Here is a 17,197-nt window from a genome sequence, read left to right on the forward strand (position 1 = left end):
GTGCCACGGCGTTCTCCACCGCTCCCGGCGACTCTCCACACCGCTGTCCCCACCCTGTCCACAGATCTCTCCACAGGGTGGGGAGACGGGTCAGCGACCCTCGAAGCGCGCCGGTCGGCGCTCGGTCGCGGCGCGGATGCCCTCCTGCAGGTCGGCGGTGGCCAGGGTGACCGGCTGGGCCAGCCCCTCCCACTGCAGCGCCGCCTCGAAGTCGGCGTGACCGCCGTCCTGCAGGGCCACCTTGGTGAGCCGGCTGGGGATGGGCGCGGTGCCCGCGATGCCCTCCGCGGTCTCTTGGACGACGTCGACGAAGGTCGCCTCGGGCAGGACCCGCGAGACCAGGCCCAGGTGCACCGCCTCCTCGTCCTGGACCACCCGGCCGGTCAGCAGCAGGTCCCGCGCCGCCGCCAGGCCCACGGCCTGCGGCAGCAGGTGGGTGCCGGCCATGCCGGGGTGCATGCCGAGCTTCACGAACGGCGCCCCCATCCGCGCCCCCTGCTGGGCGTAGCGGATGTCGCAGGCCAGCGCCAGGCACAGCCCCGCCCCGATGGCCGGGCCGTTGATGGCGGCGATGGTCGGCACCTCGAGCCGCCGGATCGAGAGCCACGCGCGGTAGAAGGCCATCATCCGCGTCCGCAGCCGGTCGACGCCGGCGTCGGGCTCGCTGGCGATCCAGGAGGTGTTGCCACCAGAGCAGAAGGCCGTGCCCTCGCCGGTCACGACGACCACGCGGACAGTCGGATCGACCGCCAGCGCGTCGATGGCCGCGACCCACGAGGCCGTCATCTCGTCCGACATCGCGTTGCGCATGTCGGGGTTGTCCAGGACCAGCCGGACCACGCCCTCGGCGGGACGCTCCAGACGCAGGTGGGTGAGCTCGAGGTCGTCGGTCGAGTGGGTCGCGGAGGAGGTCATGGTCGTCAGTCAACCAGCGGGCCCCGACGGCCTCCCCACCCGACCCGCGACCCGCGGGATGGGGTGCCTGTCACGCCTGGGCGTGAGCGTGCCGTAGGGTCGAGTCGGCCCACCGGCAGACGGCGGGCCACCGATGCGAAGACCTAGAGGCAAGGAGGCCGTCATGGCGGAGACCTGGAGCGGCGAGTTCTACTGCGTGAAGTGCAAGGAGAAGCGCGAGGCCGAGGGCGAGATCAAGGTCAACGACAAGGGCACCCGCATGGCGAAGGCCGTGTGCCCGGTCTGCTCGACCAACCTCAACCGGATCCTCGGCAAGGCCTGAGCGGCCCCACCGCGGATTCCTCACCGGACCGGCACCTGCCCCTCGGGCGGGTGCCGGTCCGGTGCTTTCCGGGCTCTTCCGGGGTCGACCGCGCCTGTGGAGAACTCCCCGGGGCACCGGCCGGCAGCGGGTAGACCTGACCCATGCCCCTCGTCCCCGCCCTGCCCCAGCACCCACGGCTGCTCCCCGGGCTCAGCGTCCTGCGCCGCGACGCCGCCCACCTGCAGGTGGGGGTGGGGTCACGCGCGGTGGTGCTGCCCGACCACCCCGACGTACGCCGGTTGCTGACCCGGCTCGCCGCCGGCGGCCCCGACGCGGCCACTGACCGACCCGCCCCCGACTCGCCCGCGGGCCGAGCGCTGGCGCGGCTGGCCGGTGCCGAGCTGCTGGTCGACGGCGCCGCCCTGCACACGGCCTCCCCGCGGGCTGAGGTGGACCCGGTGGCAGAACGCGCGGTCGCCGCGGCGTGGTGCGCCGACCCGCGTTCCGCACCCCGCCGGTGGGCGGCCCGGCGTGACGTCGGCGTGCACCTCGACGTGCCGACCGGCGACCGGCCGGGGTTGACGCGACTGATCGGCGCCAGCGGCGTACCCCTCGTCGAAGGGGTGCGGGACCGCTCCCCCGACACCCCGGTGCTCGTCGTGCGCGACCGGGAGCCCCTGCGCGAGGAGCTCGACGTCCTCCAGCGCGACGACGTGCCCCACCTGCTGGTGCGGCCGGCCCTCGACCGGGTGGTGCTGGGCCCGTTCGTGGCGCCGGGGCGCACCGCCTGCCTGCGCTGCCTCGATGCGCACGCCACCGAGCTGGACCCGCGGTGGCCGCTGCTGGTCGAGCAGCTGGCCCGCTCCACCGTGGTCTCACCCTGCGACCCGACGCTGTGGCAGGTCGCGACGGGGTGGGCGGTCCACGACCTGGTGCGCTGGCTGGACGGCGAGCAGCCGAGCACCTGGTCCACGACGATCACCCTGGGACCCGGCCTCACCCCGGAGGTGCGGGTCCACCGCCGCCACCCGCGCTGCGGCTGCGGATGGGCCGAGCTGGGCGGCCGGCACGACGAGCCTGCCCCGGGTCACCAGAAGTCGGAGTCGAGCTTGCCCTCCATCGAGCGGAGGTTCTCCCGCGAGCAGGTGTCGCAGTAGGTCTGGCGGCGTCCGCGCTCGACCGACGTGCTCCACGTGAGCGTCGCGGCGTCGTCCTCCTCGGTGCGGCCGCAGAAGTCGCAGGTGCGCATGTCCCGACCCTACGCAGGAACCTGGGCAGAAATGCCGAGGAGCCGGGGTCCGACGGACTCTCCGTCGTGACCCCGGCTCCCGGGTGACGCCCGCGATCAGGCGTCGGGTGGTGTGGTGCCTGGCGCAGCGAGGCTCACAGAGCCCGGGCGAGGGCCAGCCTCGCCTGCTGAGCAGCCGCCTCGGCCTTGCGGCCGAAACGCTTGGCACGGGCCAGCTGGTGGCCCCGTCGCAGCTCGTGCGCCTCTCCCAGGCGCGCGGACATTTGCGCGCGGGCCAGGTTCTCGTGCATAAGATTCATGGTGGTGCTCCGGTTCGGGTCGTGGTTCATGGTGGTGATCAGTTCTTCTTCGTGTCGGGCGCTCAGAGCGCGCGGGCGAGGGCGAGGCGGGCCTGCACGGCGGCGTGCTCGGCGCGCCGGCTGAAGCGGTGGGCGCGAGCGAGCTCGTGGCCCTGGCGCCGACGCTGTGCCTCTCCCAGGCGGGCGCTGATCTGCGCGCGAGCCAGGGACTCGGTCTGGTGGGACATGGTGGGTCTTCTTCCGGTGGTGGGTGGAGGTGCTGCTGGGGGCGGTGCTGGTGGTGCCGGTGCTGCTGGGTGGTGCCGTGGCTCAGGCGGCCACGGGGTTCTTGCGCGGACGGCCACGGGGGCGCTTGCGCGGGATGACGACGCCTTGGAGGAACAGCTCGCCGCCCCAGACACCCCAGGGCTCACGACGCTCCAGGGCACCCGAGAGGCACAGGCTGCGCACGGGGCAGTCCACGCACAGGGCCTTGGCCCTCTCGACGTCGGCGGGCGACTCGGCGAACCACAGCTCGGGGTTGTTGACCCGGCAGGGCATCGACTCGTCGTCGGTCTTGTCCAGCTCGTCGTGGAGCTCGAGGACGCTGACAGTCATCGGTCTCATTCACCTCCTCTCGATGGATCGGTCACGGATGGCGGTCCGGGAAACACGAAGGCCGCGGATCCCGGTTCGGGTTCCGCGGCCTGGAGAGGTGCCGATGACTGTTGGTCTCAACAGATCGGCGGTCTCCAGGCGGAGTCACCCGGCGCGGGTGCAAAGGCCGCGATGGCGGTCTTGGCGCCGCGATCGCGCACGACGCCGGTGCCGACGACGACACCGGAGATCGAGCCCTGGACGGAGGTCCAGAGGTGGCCGTACGCGGGCATGGCGAGGCGCGACGGGTTCAGGACCGTCGTCTGGCGCGTGATGTTCTCCATGGGGGCCACCTCCTTCAGGTGTCTGGCGCCGGTCTTGTCAGGACCGTGGTGCGCGGGTCAACAGGGCGTGAGCAGGAAGTTACTGCCTGCCGCGTGTAAGGGGCAAACCATTTATTGACTATTTCTTGATTTTCTTCTGGCAGCCTCCGGCCACCGGCCCACGAGGGCGTCCGGGACTCACTCGGCGAGCAGGGAGAGGACCTCGTCGCCGTACTTGTCGAGCTTGGAGCGGCCGATGCCGCTGATGCGCAGCAGCGAGGTCTCGTCGGTGGGACGGACCTCGGCGATCATCTGCAGCGTCGCGTCGCTGAAGACCACGAACGCCGGCACCTTCTCATCCTCCGCGCGCGCCTTGCGCCACTCGCGCAGCCGCTCAAAGAGCGCCTCGTCGTAGGAGGCCGGACAGTCCTCGCAGCGGGCGCGCTTCTTCTCGACGGGCGTCGTGAGCGGGCGACCGCACTCGCGGCAGGTCATGGCGCCGCGACGGCGGGTCGACGGCTCGGTGGGGCGGGCGGAGTCGGGCAGGACGGGCTCGAGGAAGCGGGACGGCTTGCGGCTGCCCCGGCCCCCGGGGTTGCGGGCGGCCGACCAGCTCAACCGCAGCTCGCGGCGCGCTCGGGTGACGCCGACGTAGAGCAGGCGTCGCTCCTCCTCGACCTGCGCGGGGGTCTCGGCGTAGGTGATGGGCAGCGTGCCGTCCTGCAGGCCGACGCAGAACACCGTGTCCCACTCCAGCCCCTTGGCCGCGTGGAACGTCGCCAGCGTGACTCCGTCGGCGACCGGTGCGTGCTGCTCGGCCGCGCGGCGGTCGAGGTCGTCGACGAAGGCGTTGAGCGGGTCGTCGTGGCCGGTGCCGTCACCGGCGGCGAACTCCTCGGCCTGGTCGACCAGCGCCTGCCAGGACTCCCAGCGGTCCCGCGTCTGCCCGCGCGCGGTGGGCGGCACCGAGGTCCAGCCCATGCCGGCGAGCGTGGAGCGGACGGTCTCGACGAGGTCCTCCCCCGGCACGCTGCGGGCGGCGCCGCGGATCCGGGTCACGGCCTCGCGGACCTCGGGACGCTCGAAGAAGCGCCCGGCGCCGCGGACGACGTAGGGGATCTTGCGAGCGGTCAGGGCCTCCTCGAATGCCTCGGACTGGGCGTTGATGCGGAACAGCACGGCGATCTCCCCGAGCGGGTGACCGGCCTTCTCCAGCTCCAGGATGCGCGCGGCGGTGGCCTCGGCCTCGGCGACCTCGTCGGGCTGCGGCGCGAAGTCCACCGGGGAGCCCGCCGGCTGCTGGGAGCGCAGCGCCACGCCCTGGCTGGGTGTGCCCGCCAGCAGCGTGGAGGCGGTCTGCACGATCTCCGGGGTGGAGCGGTAGTTGCGCACCAGCTCGACCGAGGTCGTGCCGGCGAACTTGCGGGGGAAGTCGCGCAGGTAGTCGGCGTTGGCACCGGCGAAGGAGTAGATCGTCTGCGCCGGGTCGCCCACGACGCAGATCTCGTCGCGGCCGCCGAGCCAGAGATCGAGCAGCGCCGACTGCAGCGGCGAGACGTCCTGGAACTCGTCGACGACGAACCACTTGTACTGGCGGCGTACCTGCGCCGCGACCCGCTCGTCCTCGGCCAGCAGCCCGGCGGTCAGCAGGAGGACGTCCTCCATGTCCATGCGGCCCTCGGCACGCTTGACGTCCTCGTAGGCGCCGAAGACCCGCCCGACGGTCTCGGCGTCCAGACCGGCCACCTCGCGCCGGCGGGCGGTGGCGATGCGGGCGTAGTCGTCGGGCCCGACGTTGGAGACCTTGGCCCACTCGACCTCCGAGGCCAGGTCGCGCAGCTGCGCCTGGTCGGCGCGCAGCCGCTGACGCCGGCAGGCGCCGGCGAGCATGCCGAGCTTGGACTCCGTGAGTGTCGGCAGGTCGCTGCCGTGGACGTGGGGCCAGAAGTAGCGCAGCTGGCGCAGCGCCGCGGAGTGGAACGTGCGGGCCTGGACACCCCCGGCGCCCAGGATGCGCAGCCGCTGCCGCATCTCGCCCGCCGCGCGGGTCGTGAAGGTCACCGCCAGCACCTCGGTGGGTGCGTAGACCCCGGTCGCGACGCCGTGGGCGATGCGGTGGGTGATCGCCCGGGTCTTGCCCGTGCCGGCACCGGCGAGCACGCGCACCGGGCCGCGCAGGGCCTCGGCCACGGCCCGCTGCTCGGGGTCGAGGGCGTCGAGCAGGGAGGCGGCGGGAGCCGTCGGTGGGGTCAACGCGGGAACATCTCCGGGAGGTCGCTGGTTGGCTGAGGGACCAGCCTAGGACCAGGAGGGGACAGTCCCTGATGAGTGCCACCGAGACCGTCGCGAGCGTCACGATGTACAGCACCCCGTGGTGCGGCTACTGCCACCGACTCAAGAGCCAGATGGACCGTGAGGGCATCGCGTACGCCGTCGTCGACATCGAGCAGGACCCCGACGCCGCGTTCATCGTCGAGCAGGTCAACGGTGGCAACCAGACCGTCCCGACGCTCGTCTACTCCGACGGCTCCGCCCAGACCAACCCGTCGCTGGCCCAGGTCAAGGACAAGCTCGCCTCCCTGGGATGAGGTGCCCGCCGAGCCGGCGCGTCCTTCCGGAAGGTAGCGCCGGTTCGGCGTCGGGTCACCACTGACCGGGGAGCGGTCCGCCGTACCAGTGCTCGATGAGTGAGCGACTGATCGAGACGCCGCCGGGAAGCACCAGCGAGCCGGCCTCGGCCTGCTCGCGCATCTCGGCGCGGGTGAACCACCGGGCGTCCTCGAGCTCCTCGCGATCCACCTCGATCGCGGTGCTCTCAGCGCGCGCGACGAAGCCGAGCATCAAACTCGCCGGCAGCGGCCACGGCTGGTTGCCGAAGTAGTCGACCGCGCCGACGTGGACGCCGGTCTCCTCGAGCACCTCGCGGCGCACTGCGTCCTCCAGCGTCTCGCCGGGCTCGCAGAAGCCGGCGAGCGTGGAGAACCGGCCCTCGGGCCAGATCGCCTGGCGGCCCAGCAGGCAGCGCTCGTCGTCGCTGCCGGGCTCGCCGGAGGTGACGACCATGATCACCGCCGGGTCGGTGCGCGGGAACTGCGGCTTGCCGCACTGCGTGCAGACCAGCTCGTGACCACTGCGGCGCGGCTCCAGCTCGCCGGCGCAGCGCGGGCAGAAGCGGGTGACGAACAGCCACTCCGCCAGCCCGAGGGCGTGGAAGACCAGCGGGGCGTAGGCCAGCGCGTCGTCGGCCAGCGCCGGCAGCAGGCCGCGGAGCGGCAGCCACCCGTCGCCGCTGCGCGAGAGACCCGCGTCGGTGACGACCGCGAACCACGCGCGGCCCTGCCACTCCCCCAGCAGCACCCGGAGCCCGTCGGGGGCGTCGGCCGGCGAGACCCACTCGACCTTCCCGTCGGCGGGTCGGATGCGGGTGCCGGAGACGACCAGCACCCGGCTCTCGGGGTCGGCCCAGCGCTGCGCCAACCACGCGTCATCGGTACGACGCAGGGCGGCCCGGTCGTGCGGGTCGGCGGCCATCTGCAGGTGGGCGAAGTCAGGCGACGGGCTCACGGGTAGCTCACCTCCGCGCGCCACTCGTGGGGGTCCTGCCGGGTGGCGGCCAGGATCGCGGCGGCCACCTTGTCGGGGGTGAAGGTGCCCTCCGAGGACAGCGTGCCCCGCACGGTGACCGAGACCGCGCGGATGCCGTCGGGCTCCAGCGTCCGGTCGAGCGAGATCACCAGGTTGCGCAGCCCCGCCTTCTGCACGCCCAGCGAGGCGGCGCGGTGCCACGGCTCGTCGGCGGCCATCGACCCGGTCGCGCTGACCCGGGCCCCGGCGGACATCCACGGGTGCGCGGCCTGCACCGCGATCAGGAGCGCACCGACGCCGACGGCGACGTCGTCGAGCAGGTTCTGCAGCCCGAGCCGCAGCGGGTCGGCCTCGCGGAAGACGCTGGGGTTGACGTGCAGCACGTCGACACGTCCGAGCCGCTCGGCGAGGTCCTCGACGGCCTGGCCGCCCGTCACCGGGTCGGCAACGTCGGCCACCCGGCGCTCGACCCGCACCCCGTGCAGGCTGGCGGCGAGATCGGCCAGCGCCGCCTCGTCGTTGCCCACCAGACCGACCGACCAACCCTCCGCGGCGTAGAGCCGGGCGAGGGAGCCGCTGACCCCCCGGCCCGCGCCGACCACGATCACAGCGCTCATGGGGTCGAGCCTACGGAGCGGTCGCATCCCCCCGCAGGATCGCCTCGAGCTCGTCGCGACCGGGCAGGTCCGTGGGCTCGACGACCCGACCGGTGCGCACGTAGTAGAACGCCGTGCGCACCTCCTCGGGCGCCAGGTCGTGCAGCTCGGCCCAGGCCAGCCGGTAGAGGGCGAGCTGCAACGCGTCGGCGTCGGCGCTGCGGTTGGTCTTCCAGTCCACGAGCAGGAAGGTGCCGTCGGCCTCGCGGTAGACCGCGTCGATGCGTCCGCGCACGACCTGGCCGCCGAGCACCAGCGAGAACGGCGCCTCCACCTGGTGCGGCACCCGGGAGCCGAACGGGCCCTCCTCGAAGGCGGCCACGAGGTCCTTGAGGTCGGCCTCGTCCTCGATGCCGGCGTCGCCCCGACCGGGGAGGTCGTCGGCGTCGAAGAGGTCCTGCTGACCGAAGCGGGCCTCCACCCACGCGTGGAAGCGGGTGCCGAAGCGGGCCGCCGAGGACGGCGGTCGCGGCATCGGGCGGGCCAGCTCGCGGGCGAAGGCCTCCGGGTCCTCACGCAGCCGGGCGACCGCGGTGGCCGAGAGGCTGCTGGGCAGGCGCACCTCGAGGTGGGTGGCGCGGTCGCGGCGGGCCTCGGCGAGCAGCCGGTCGAGCTCGGTGTCCCAGTCGGCGACCACCGCCGCCTCGAGCATGTCCAGGCCCTCGTCGGGGGCCGCCGGGTCGGCGGCGCGCACCCGGGCCGCGGCCTCCAGGCGCAGCGCGGCCTCGCGGCCGGTCTCGGTGGAGGGCCAGGGGCGGGACGGGTCGACGGCGTCGTACGGGTTGGGGTCACCCTTGGCCGGCTTGTCGCGCCAGCCGGGCACCTCCAGCCCCCACTCCTCCAGCTGCTCCTTGAGGGTGCGTTGGTAGTCCGAGGGTCCGAAGGGGGTGGCGCGCTCGGACCAGCAGTAGGAGGTGACCGGCCCTGCAGCTGCGGGAGGTCGGCGGCGTCGCCGCGCAGCGGGGCGGGCAGCACCGCGGGAGAAGAGGTCCACAGGGTGCGCGAGCGGTTGCTGGGGAAGCGGGTCTCGCAGGTGCCGACGAGGAAGACCGTGCCCCACTCCAGGCCCTTGGAGCGGTGGACGGTGAGCAGCTTGACGGAGTCGGCGAGCGTCGGGGTCGCCAGGTCCAGGCCGTTGCCCTGGTCATCCTCGGCGGTGAGGTAGGCCAGCAGCGCGGGCAGGGTCACCGCGCCGTCGACGGCCTGGAAGTCCGCCACGGCCTTCACGAACAGGTCGAGGTTGTCGCGCCGCGCCTCGGCCGCGGGACTGACGGCCGAGGCCAGCTCCACGTCGGCACCGGTGGTGTCGATGACGCGGCGCACCACGTCGAGCAGCGGCTCCCCGACCGAGGAGCGCAGCGAGCGCAGCTCGCCGGCCAACAGGCCGAAGCGCTCGCGCGCCTCCTCGGAGTAGGGCAGGTCGCCGGGGTCGGACAGGGCGTCGTCGAGGGAGGGCACCTCGGCCGGGTCGACACCGTCGGCGATGGAGACGAGGTGGTCGAGGACCGTCGCGTGCTCGACGCGCGTCTGCATCCCGGCGATCTCCTTGGCCCGCTCGGCCAGCAGCCGCAGGTCGCGCGGCCCGATCGCCCAGCGGGGACCGGTGAGCAGGGTCAACAGCGCGTCGTTGGCGGTGACGTCGTGCAGCAGCGTCAGCACGGCGACGACCTCGGCCACCTCCGGGAGCCGGAGCAGCCCCGAGAGCCCCACGATCTCGACGGGAACGCCGGCGGCGGTCAGCGCGTCGAAGACGTCGGCGGCGTGCTGGTTGTCACGGACCAGCACGCCGATGTCGGACCACGACTGGCCGCCCTCGTGGACCGCGCGCACCTGCTCGGTCAGCCAGGTCAGCTCGTCGGCGTGGGTCTCGTGGACCGCGACCTCGACCGTGCCGTCGTCGGCCTCGGGCTTGGCCTCCAGCGGCTCGACCTGCGGGTAGGCGTCCAGCAGCGGGCCGGCCAGCCGGTTGGCGGCGTCGAGGATGCGGCGGTCGCTGCGCCGGTTGACCGTCAGCGGGTAGGTCGGCACCGTCTCCCCCGCGGCGGCGGGGAAGGTGTGCTCGAAGCCGAGGATGTTGGAGACCGAGGCGCCGCGCCAGCCGTAGATGGCCTGGTTCGGGTCGCCGACCGCGGTGACGGCGTGCCCGAGCCCGGTCTCGGGCGTCGGGCCGGAGAAGAGACGGCCGAGCATCACGGCCTGCGCGACCGAGGTGTCCTGGTACTCGTCGAGGAGCACGACCTTGAACTTGCCGCGCTCGACCGCTCCCACCGACGGCTGCTCGGAGGCCAGCCGCGCCCCGAGCTCGATCTGGTCGGAGAAGTCCATCAGCCCGAGGTCGGCCTTGAGCCGGCGGTAGCCGCCGACCAGCCCGAGCAGCTCCTGACGCCTGGTGATCGCGTGCAGCGCCTTCTCGATCGGCTCGCGCCAGGTCTTGCGGTTCTTGCCGGCCTCCTCCTCGGCCAGCGCCCGGCGGAACGACTCGGCCGCCCGGGCGTCGACCCGCTCGACGTCGGCCGGGGAGACGAGGTGCTCGCTCATCGCGCTGTCGAGGGCCAGGAGGTTCTGAATGACCGTGGGCGGGTGGTCCGACAGCGACCGGACGTCACCGGTCCAGCTGTCCACCACCCGGGCCCCCAGCTGGTAGCGCGCGGCATCGGTGATGACCCGGGTGTCGGGCTCGTGACCGATGAGCAGGCCGTGCTCGCTGAGCAGGTTGGCGGCGTAGGCGTGGTATGTCAGCACCGTCGGCTCGAGCGCGTCGTCGGGCGCCTCCTCCAGCGGGCGCTGCTCCACGTCGAGCACGCCGGCAGCGCGCAGCGCGTCGCGGATGCGCGAGCGCAGCTCGCTGGCGGCCTTGGTGGTGAACGTCAGGCCCAGCACCTCGTCGGGACGCACCTGCCCGGTGAGCACCAGGTAGACGACGCGCGCGGCCATCAGCGTGGTCTTGCCCGACCCCGCACCGGCCACCACGACCGCCGGGGCCAGGGGCGCGGATATCGCCCGCCACTGCTGGGGGCTCGCGGCGTAGGGGGTGCCCATGGCGGCCTGGAGCTGCTCGGGCGTGCGGATGTCCAGCGGTGCTGGGGTGGGCGGCTTCTGCTCGGTCACTGGCTCACCACCGGCCCTGCGGACTTGATCGGGCACAGCGGCACGAACGGGCAGTCGCGGCAGTGCTGGCCGGCGATGGCCGGGAAGCTCTCCTGGCGCAGCATCACCGCGGCGGTCTGCAGCCGGCGGCGCAGCTCCTGGCGCGCCTGGCCGTCCTCGGGCTGGACGTCCTGCGGCTGCACCTTGGCGGTGTCGCTGCCGTCCTCCAACCCGAGCTGGACCAGCTCGGCGCCGCCCGCCACGCCCGGCCCGCCGATCAGCGGGGAGACGACCTGGTCGAGGGCGCCGCGGTCGACGGCGTACTGGTAGAGGCCGAGCTGCAGGTGGGACTGCACGGAGGTCTGGCTCGGGGCGCTGCGCCCGGTCTTGAGGTCGACGACGACCACGCGGCCGTCGTGGTCGAGCTCGACGCGATCGGCGTAGCCGACCAGCCGCACCCGCTCGCCGTCGGGCAGGCCCACCTCGGTGGTGAAGCGGGACTCGGTGCCGACCAGGCGTCGGCGGTTGTCGTGGTGCCAGCGCAGGAAGCGGGCCAGGGCGACCTGGATGCGCTCGTGCTCGCGGGCGCGCGACCACGGCGTGCGGAACTCCAGGCGGCTCCACACCGCGTCGACCTGCTCCATCAGCAGGGCGAGTCCCTCGACGTCGGGACCCGCGTCGAGCTCACCGGCGGAGACGCGCTCGGCGATCGCGTGCACCATCTGGCCGAGGTTGGCCGACTGGTGGGCGCGGACGATGCCGCCCGCCTCGTCGGCGAGGAACCACCGGGTCGGGCAGATGCCGAGCGCGTCGAGCACCGAGGCGGAGATCGAGACCGGCTGCTCGGGGTCGCGCAGCGGCTGCGCCGACAACGAGGCTGAGCGGGTGCCCCACCAGGACGCCGGGTCGGCCTGCGGCACCAGCTGGCGGGTGTGGGAGCCGGAGCCGACGTGCTCGCCGGCCAGCCGGCGCAGCCGGACCGCTGCCGCCTGCCGCAGCGGCTCACTGGTCGCGGGGTCGGCCAGGGTGCGGCGCAGCTCGGCGACCAGGCCGTCCATCGACAGCGGTCGCCTGGGTCGGCCGATGATCGGCTCGATGCTCACCCCGAGCTCCTCGAGGAAGCGCGAGGGCTGCTCGCCCTCGTCGTCGGGCGAGGCGACCGCGGTGACGACGAGTCGCTCGCGGGCGCGCGTGGCGGCGACGTAGAAGAGCCGACGCTCCTCCAGCAGCAGCTCGCGGCGCGAGACCGGCGGCACCAGCTCCCCGGCGCCGATGCGGTCGGCCTGCAGCAGCGTGGAGCGGCGGCGCAGGTCGGGCCAGGCCTCGGCCTGCACGTGGGCGATGACGACCAGCCGCCACTCCAGGCCCTTGGAGCGGTGCGCGGTGAGCAGGCGTACGGCGGCGCCGCGCGCTCCCCGCTCGGCGAGCGTGTCGGCGGGGATCTGCTGGGCGACCAGCGTGTCGAGGAAGGCGCGCACGCCGAGGTGGTCGCGCTGCTCCTCGGCCCGCGCGGCGATCTCGAACAGCGCGCAGATGGAGTCCAGGTCGCGGTGGGCGCGGCGGGCGGCTCCCCCGCCCAGCTCGACCGAGCGGCGCAGCCGCTCGGGCAAACCGGTGCCGGACCACAGCCGCCACAGCAGCTCCTCGGCGGACTCGCCGGCCTCGAGGGCCGCCCGGGTGCCGGCCAGCAGGTCCGCGACCGCGCGGGCACGGTCGACGTCGGGCGCCTCGGCGCCGGTCGGCAGCCCCTCCAGCGCCGCGGGGTCGAGCACGGCCTCGCGGAGCAGGTCGCGCGAAGGTCGCGGGGTGCGCTCCTCGGCGTGGGCGCGCTCCTTCTCGCGTGCGCGGAGGCGGCGCGCGAGCCGGCGTACGTCACCGGCATCGAGGCCGCCGAGCGGGCCGGTGAGCAGCGCCTCGGCACGGGCGGGACCGACGTGGTCGGGGTGGGCGGGGTCCTCCTCGTGTCGAGCTGCGGCCCGAGCGCACCAGCACCGCCATCTCGTCCCACCCGATGCCGTCCTCGAGGTGGGCACGGCGCAGCAGGTCGGCGAGGTGCTCGGCCTCGGCACGCTCGGTGTCGAAGGTCCGCACCACCACGCGCCCCTCGACCCGGGCCCCCGAGCGCGGCATCAGGAAGGCCTCGCGGGCCGACTCGTCGATCGTGCCGGGCAGGCCGAGCCGGCCGGCGACGCGTTGGGCGGCGACGAGCAGACGCGGCCCGAAGCGACGGGTGGTGCGCAGCGCGACGACCGGCGCGGGGCCGCCGTCTGCCTGCGGGAACTGCGTGGGGAACTCCAGGATGCCGCGCACCTCGGCGCCGCGGAACGCGTAGATCGACTGGTGCGGGTCGCCGACGACCACCAGGTCGCGACCGTCGCCGGCCAGCGCGCGCAGCAGGGCGACCTGGCCGGGGTCGGTGTCCTGGTACTCGTCGACGAAGACGTGGCGCAGCCGCGCGCGTAGCTGGTCACGGTGCACCTCGGCCTCGAGCGTCGCGCGCCGGATCAGGTCGGGGTAGTCGGTGGCGCCCTGGGCGTCGAGGTTGGTGAGGTAGGAGTCGAGGAAGAGCCCCGCGGCGACCAGCTCGGGGGCGTCGTGGTCGCGGCCCAGCTGTGCCAGCTCGGGCCCCTCCAGCCCCTTCTCCCGGGCGCGGGAGAGCACCGCGTGCACCTCCTTGGCGAAGCCGCGGGTGCCGAGCGCGTGGTCGAGGGAGGAAGGCCAGCGCACGGACTCGGGCGTGTGCGCCAGCAGCTCGCGCAGCACCACGTCGCTCTCGGGCGCCGAGAGCAGCCGCAGCGGCGACTCGTAGAGCTCGGCCGGCGCGAACTCGCGGATCAGGCCGTAGGCGAAGGAGTGGAACGTCGAGGCCAGCGGCGTGCTCATCGTGCGCCCCAGGCGCGCGGTCACCCGGTCGCGCAGCTGCTCGGCGGCCTTCCGCGAGAAGGTCAGCGCCAGGACCTGCTCGGGGCGGGCCCCGTCCTCGATGCGGCGCGCGATCGCCTCGACCAGCGTCGTCGTCTTCCCCGTGCCAGGGCCGGCCAGCACCAGCATCGGGCCGCCGGCGTGGTCGACGACGCGCTGCTGGTCGTCGTCGAGCGTCGGCACCACGGCTCCGGTGGCCTCCGGGCGCACCAGGACGTACGACGTGTGGTCGCTGCTGCGCGACGTCGCTCGATCAGGCACCGGGTCATCAGACCATCCGGCACCGACAGCGGCCTCCAGCAGGGGCGTTCACCGACCGGTCCCCCATCCCTCTCCGACACCACACCTGCGCCACACGCCCCGTCCCCCGCCGCTCGACAGCGTGTCGCCCGTGCCCGTCCCGCACGTGCCTATGACCCGGCGCACCGTGCTGACCACCGGTCTGGCGACCGGGGTGCTGGTCGTGGGGGCTTCACCCCTGGCCGACACCGCCGGCGCCAGCGACCGGCAGGACCCGTTCACCCTGGGCGTCGCCTCCGGGGACCCGTGGCCCACCGGGGTGGTCATCTGGACCCGCCTGGCCCGCGAGCCGTTGGCCCCCGACGGCTTCGGGGGGATGCCGCGGATGGACGTCGCGGTGCAGTGGCAGGTCGCCGAGGACGAGCGGTTCCGGCGGGTCGTGCGACGCGGCCGGTCGGTCGCCCGGGCCCGCGATGCGCACACGGTCAACGTCGAGGTCGACGGGCTGCGACCGGGGCGGGAGTACCACTACCGGTTCCGGACCGGCCCGCACCGCTCGGTCGTCGGGCGCACACACACGGCACCGGCGTACCGCTCGTCGCCGGCGTCGCTGCGGATGGCCGTCGCCTCCTGCGCCCAGCTCGAGCACGGCTTCTTCTCCGCCTACCGCGACATCGCCGAGCAGCGGCCGGACCTGGTGGTGCACCTCGGGGACTACTTCTACGAGTACGAGAAGGGCGGCTACGACCTGCTCCAGCTGCCCCGCCGCATCCGTGACCACGCCGGGCCGGAGGCCAGGACGCTGGCGGGCTACCGGCTGCGGCACGCGCAGTACCGCGCCGATCCCGACCTGCAGGCCGCGCACGCCGCCGCGCCCTGGGCGATGGTGTGGGATGACCACGAGGTCGACAACAACTGGGCCGGCGACGTCCCCGAGGAGCTCGAGGGGCCGCAGCCGGACTGGGCCGAGCGCCGCGCGGCCGCCTTCCGGGCCTACGACGAGCACATGCCGCTGCGCCGCTCCACCCGACCGCGGTCCAGCGAGGGGATGCGGATCTACCGCCAGCAGCAGTGGGGCGACCTGCTCACCCTGCACCTGCTCGACACCCGCCAGTTCCGGTCCGACCAGGCCTGCGGCGACCTGCGCCGAGTCGGGTGCGCCGAGGCCCTCAACCCGGCCCGCACGATGCTCGGCGCCGCCCAGCAGCGGTGGCTCGAGGACGGACTCTCGACGTCTGCCTCGACCTGGGACCTGCTCGGCCAGCAGGTCCCCTTCGCGCGTCGGGACGTCGACCCGGGGCAGGACCTGGAGCTGGTGATGGACTCCTGGGACGGCTACCCCGCCGCGCGTACGGCGGTGACGGCCGCCCTGGGGCGCGTCACGAACCCGGTCGTACTCACCGGTGACGTTCACCGCCACTACGCCGCCGACGTGCTGGCCGACTTCGACGACCCGGCCTCCCCCGTCGTCGCGTCGGAGATCATCACCACCTCGATCACCAGTGGCGGCGACGGCTCCGACCGCCACCGGCACGCCGAGAGCGAGCTGCGCACCAACCCGCACCTGCGCTGGACCAGCAACCGGCGCGGCTACGTGCTGGCCACCCTAACCCCCGACACGCTGACCGCCGACTTCCGCACCCTGCCGTTCGTGGAGAAGCCGGGGGCCACCGCCTCCACGGCCGCCAGCTGGGTGGTCGAGTCCGGTCGACCCGGACTGGTGCCGTCCTGAGCGATCTGCCCTAGCGTCGGACCATGCAGACAGAGGTCCTCTACTCGCCCGCCTACGCCACCGCGAAGCTGACCCTCGCCGCAGGCGAGGCCGTCCGTGCGGAGTCCGGCGCGATGCTCGCGATGTCACCCGGCATCGCCATGGAGACCTCCACCCAGGGCGGGGTCCTCAAGGGCCTCAAGCGCGCCGTGCTGGGCGGGGAGTCCTTCTTCATGAACACCTTCACCGCCCAGGTCGACGGCGCCGAGATGTACGTCGCGCCCTCGCTCCCCGGCGACGTCGTGGCCTGGCCGCTCGACGGTCAGCTGTTCGTGACCTCCGGCTCCTACCTCGCCTCCTCGGCCGGCGTCGAGGTCGACACTCAGTGGGGCGGCGGCAAGACGTTCTTCTCCAGCGAGGGGCTCTTCATGCTGCGCGTCGCAGGCCGGGGCGAGCTGGTGCTCTCCTCCTACGGCGCGATCCACCACATCGACCTGCAGCCCGGCCAGACCTACACCGTCGACACCGGCCACATGGTCGCCTGGACCGACGGCGTGCAGTACGCCGTGCGCCGCGTCGGCGGCTGGAAGTCGACCTTCTTCTCCGGCGAGGGCCTGGTCTGCGACCTCACCGGCCCGGGCCGGATCTACCTCCAGACCCGCTCGCAGGACGCCTTCCTGTCCTGGCTGATCCCGCAGCTGCCCAAGCCGTCCTCGACCTGACCCTCTCGCCGGTCGAGGAGGCGCGCCAGCGCCGTCCCATCTGCCGGTCGAGGAGGCGCGCCAGCGCCGTCCCATCTGCCGCCTGCTCCACGGGCGACTGGAGGGTTCCTCGTGAACCCCTTTCACGACACGCCCTCCAGTCCTCTCGGACTCGGTGGCCGGGGTGGGTGGGCGCCTGGACGTTCGCGCTGCAGCAGGTCCTTCATCTATCGAAGGCGTGCTTGCGGTGGGCGTTGGATTCGGTACCTGGTTGCGGTCCGATCGAACGGTCCAGGTTCGCTGAGGTGCTCGCTTGGGTTGCGCTTGATTCGTCTTCCACAGATTCACTCCCGAGTCCACATCCAGGGGTTTCTTTCGAACTGGTGTTCTAGTAGTATCTGGTCATGGCACTCGGGCACCACGACACCCCCTCGCAGGACACTCCTGCAGAGTCGACCGGTGACCTGCTGACCTCCATCCGCGACCTCGACCAGGCCGCGGACCAGGCCGACCGCGACCGGTTCATCGCCATCGCCGAGTGGGCCGACCGCCACACCACCGGCGCCCTGCTCCCCGACCTGTACGGCACGTTCGGGCTGCCCGACGACGACGCCCACACCGAAGCGGAG

18 protein-coding genes and 1 pseudogene are annotated in these 17,197 nt (G+C 73.5%); 6 read left to right on the forward strand and 13 right to left on the reverse strand.

The window, feature by feature from the left end; genetic code table 11:
• Window positions 1-90: 90 nt before the first annotated feature.
• Window positions 91-915, reverse strand: a complete 825-nt coding sequence (locus A6R01_RS17025; RefSeq protein ID WP_292608440.1) for an enoyl-CoA hydratase-related protein — start codon at window positions 913-915, stop codon at window positions 91-93.
• Window positions 916-1,078: 163 nt separating this feature from the next.
• On the opposite strand from A6R01_RS17025, the gene A6R01_RS17030 reads away from it, so the two are divergent.
• Together A6R01_RS17030 and A6R01_RS17035 are read left to right on the forward strand one after the other, a co-directional pair.
• Window positions 1,079-1,237: a DUF5679 domain-containing protein gene (locus A6R01_RS17030; RefSeq protein ID WP_179530353.1), complete on the forward strand. Its 159-nt coding sequence runs from the start codon at window positions 1,079-1,081 to the stop codon at window positions 1,235-1,237.
• A gap of 143 nt (window positions 1,238-1,380) precedes the next feature.
• Window positions 1,381-2,376: a TOMM precursor leader peptide-binding protein gene (locus A6R01_RS17035; protein WP_292608443.1), complete on the forward strand. Its 996-nt coding sequence runs from the start codon at window positions 1,381-1,383 to the stop codon at window positions 2,374-2,376.
• Here A6R01_RS17035 and A6R01_RS17040 read toward each other — a convergent pair.
• The 6 genes from A6R01_RS17040 to A6R01_RS17065 all read right to left on the reverse strand — a co-directional run bounded on the left by A6R01_RS17040 (window position 2,307) and on the right by A6R01_RS17065 (window position 5,919).
• Window positions 2,307-2,468 carry a hypothetical protein gene (locus tag A6R01_RS17040; protein ID WP_292608445.1) on the reverse strand — a complete coding sequence of 54 codons (162 nt, stop codon included), beginning with the start codon at window positions 2,466-2,468 and terminating at the stop codon, window positions 2,307-2,309. The genes A6R01_RS17035 and A6R01_RS17040 overlap by 70 nt on opposite strands.
• A gap of 134 nt (window positions 2,469-2,602) precedes the next feature.
• Window positions 2,603-2,767: a hypothetical protein gene (locus A6R01_RS17045; RefSeq protein WP_292608448.1), complete on the reverse strand. Its 165-nt coding sequence runs from the start codon at window positions 2,765-2,767 to the stop codon at window positions 2,603-2,605.
• 62 nt (window positions 2,768-2,829) lie between these two features.
• The gene (locus A6R01_RS17050; RefSeq protein WP_292608451.1) at window positions 2,830-2,994 is read right to left on the reverse strand and encodes a hypothetical protein; all 165 of its coding nucleotides are present in this window, start codon (window positions 2,992-2,994) and stop codon (window positions 2,830-2,832) included.
• An 82-nt stretch (window positions 2,995-3,076) separates the two neighbouring features.
• The gene (locus A6R01_RS17055; protein WP_292608454.1) at window positions 3,077-3,364 is read right to left on the reverse strand and encodes a WhiB family transcriptional regulator; all 288 of its coding nucleotides are present in this window, start codon (window positions 3,362-3,364) and stop codon (window positions 3,077-3,079) included.
• Window positions 3,365-3,480: 116 nt separating this feature from the next.
• Window positions 3,481-3,687 (reverse strand): hypothetical protein, encoded by a 207-nt coding sequence (locus tag A6R01_RS17060; protein WP_292608457.1) that lies wholly within the window; start codon window positions 3,685-3,687, stop codon window positions 3,481-3,483.
• 177 nt (window positions 3,688-3,864) lie between these two features.
• Window positions 3,865-5,919, reverse strand: coding sequence for an ATP-dependent DNA helicase UvrD2 (locus A6R01_RS17065; RefSeq protein WP_292608460.1), 2,055 nt, complete (start codon window positions 5,917-5,919; stop codon window positions 3,865-3,867).
• 71 nt (window positions 5,920-5,990) lie between these two features.
• Here A6R01_RS17065 and A6R01_RS17070 point away from each other — a divergent pair, with 71 nt between their 5' ends.
• A complete protein-coding gene (locus A6R01_RS17070; protein WP_292608462.1) occupies window positions 5,991-6,254 on the forward strand; it encodes a mycoredoxin in 264 nt (87 codons plus the stop codon).
• A gap of 55 nt (window positions 6,255-6,309) precedes the next feature.
• Here the strand turns inward: A6R01_RS17070 and nudC are convergent, their stop codons facing one another.
• The 6 genes and pseudogenes from nudC to A6R01_RS17100 all read right to left on the reverse strand — a co-directional run bounded on the left by nudC (window position 6,310) and on the right by A6R01_RS17100 (window position 14,177).
• Entirely contained in the window at window positions 6,310-7,230 is a 921-nt protein-coding gene (gene nudC, locus A6R01_RS17075; protein WP_292608464.1) for an NAD(+) diphosphatase, read from the reverse strand.
• Window positions 7,227-7,895: an SDR family oxidoreductase gene (locus A6R01_RS17080; protein WP_366925125.1), complete on the reverse strand. Its 669-nt coding sequence runs from the start codon at window positions 7,893-7,895 to the stop codon at window positions 7,227-7,229. The genes nudC and A6R01_RS17080 overlap by 4 nt, the downstream gene beginning before the upstream one ends.
• Window positions 7,879-8,559 carry a PD-(D/E)XK nuclease family protein gene (locus A6R01_RS17085; protein WP_292608486.1) on the reverse strand — a complete coding sequence of 227 codons (681 nt, stop codon included), beginning with the start codon at window positions 8,557-8,559 and terminating at the stop codon, window positions 7,879-7,881. Before A6R01_RS17085 ends, A6R01_RS17080 begins: the two co-directional genes overlap by 17 nt.
• 407 nt (window positions 8,560-8,966) lie before the next feature.
• A pseudogene (locus A6R01_RS17090) lies at window positions 8,967-10,946 on the reverse strand (ATP-dependent helicase); the annotation flags it as partial.
• Between the two features lie 65 nt (window positions 10,947-11,011).
• Entirely contained in the window at window positions 11,012-12,766 is a 1,755-nt protein-coding gene (locus A6R01_RS17095) for a UrvD/REP family ATP-dependent DNA helicase (protein ID WP_292608489.1), read from the reverse strand.
• Window positions 12,767-12,866: 100 nt separating this feature from the next.
• Window positions 12,867-14,177 (reverse strand): ATP-dependent helicase, encoded by a 1,311-nt coding sequence (locus A6R01_RS17100; protein WP_292608467.1) that lies wholly within the window; start codon window positions 14,175-14,177, stop codon window positions 12,867-12,869.
• A 130-nt stretch (window positions 14,178-14,307) separates the two neighbouring features.
• Between A6R01_RS17100 and A6R01_RS17105 the strand changes: the two genes are divergently transcribed.
• The 3 genes from A6R01_RS17105 to A6R01_RS17115 all read left to right on the forward strand — a co-directional run.
• Window positions 14,308-15,888 carry an alkaline phosphatase D family protein gene (locus A6R01_RS17105; RefSeq protein WP_292608470.1) on the forward strand — a complete coding sequence of 527 codons (1,581 nt, stop codon included), beginning with the start codon at window positions 14,308-14,310 and terminating at the stop codon, window positions 15,886-15,888.
• Between the two features lie 23 nt (window positions 15,889-15,911).
• On the forward strand, window positions 15,912-16,589 hold the full coding sequence (locus A6R01_RS17110; RefSeq protein WP_292608473.1) for a TIGR00266 family protein: 678 nt from the start codon (window positions 15,912-15,914) through the stop codon (window positions 16,587-16,589).
• A 383-nt stretch (window positions 16,590-16,972) separates the two neighbouring features.
• Window positions 16,973-17,197: hypothetical protein (locus A6R01_RS17115; protein WP_292608475.1), on the forward strand; the 225-nt coding region annotated here is incomplete at its 3' end.

This window comes from Nocardioides sp. REDSEA-S30_B4 (genome assembly GCF_001627265.1).
GTDB lineage: Bacteria > Actinomycetota > Actinomycetes > Propionibacteriales > Nocardioidaceae > Nocardioides.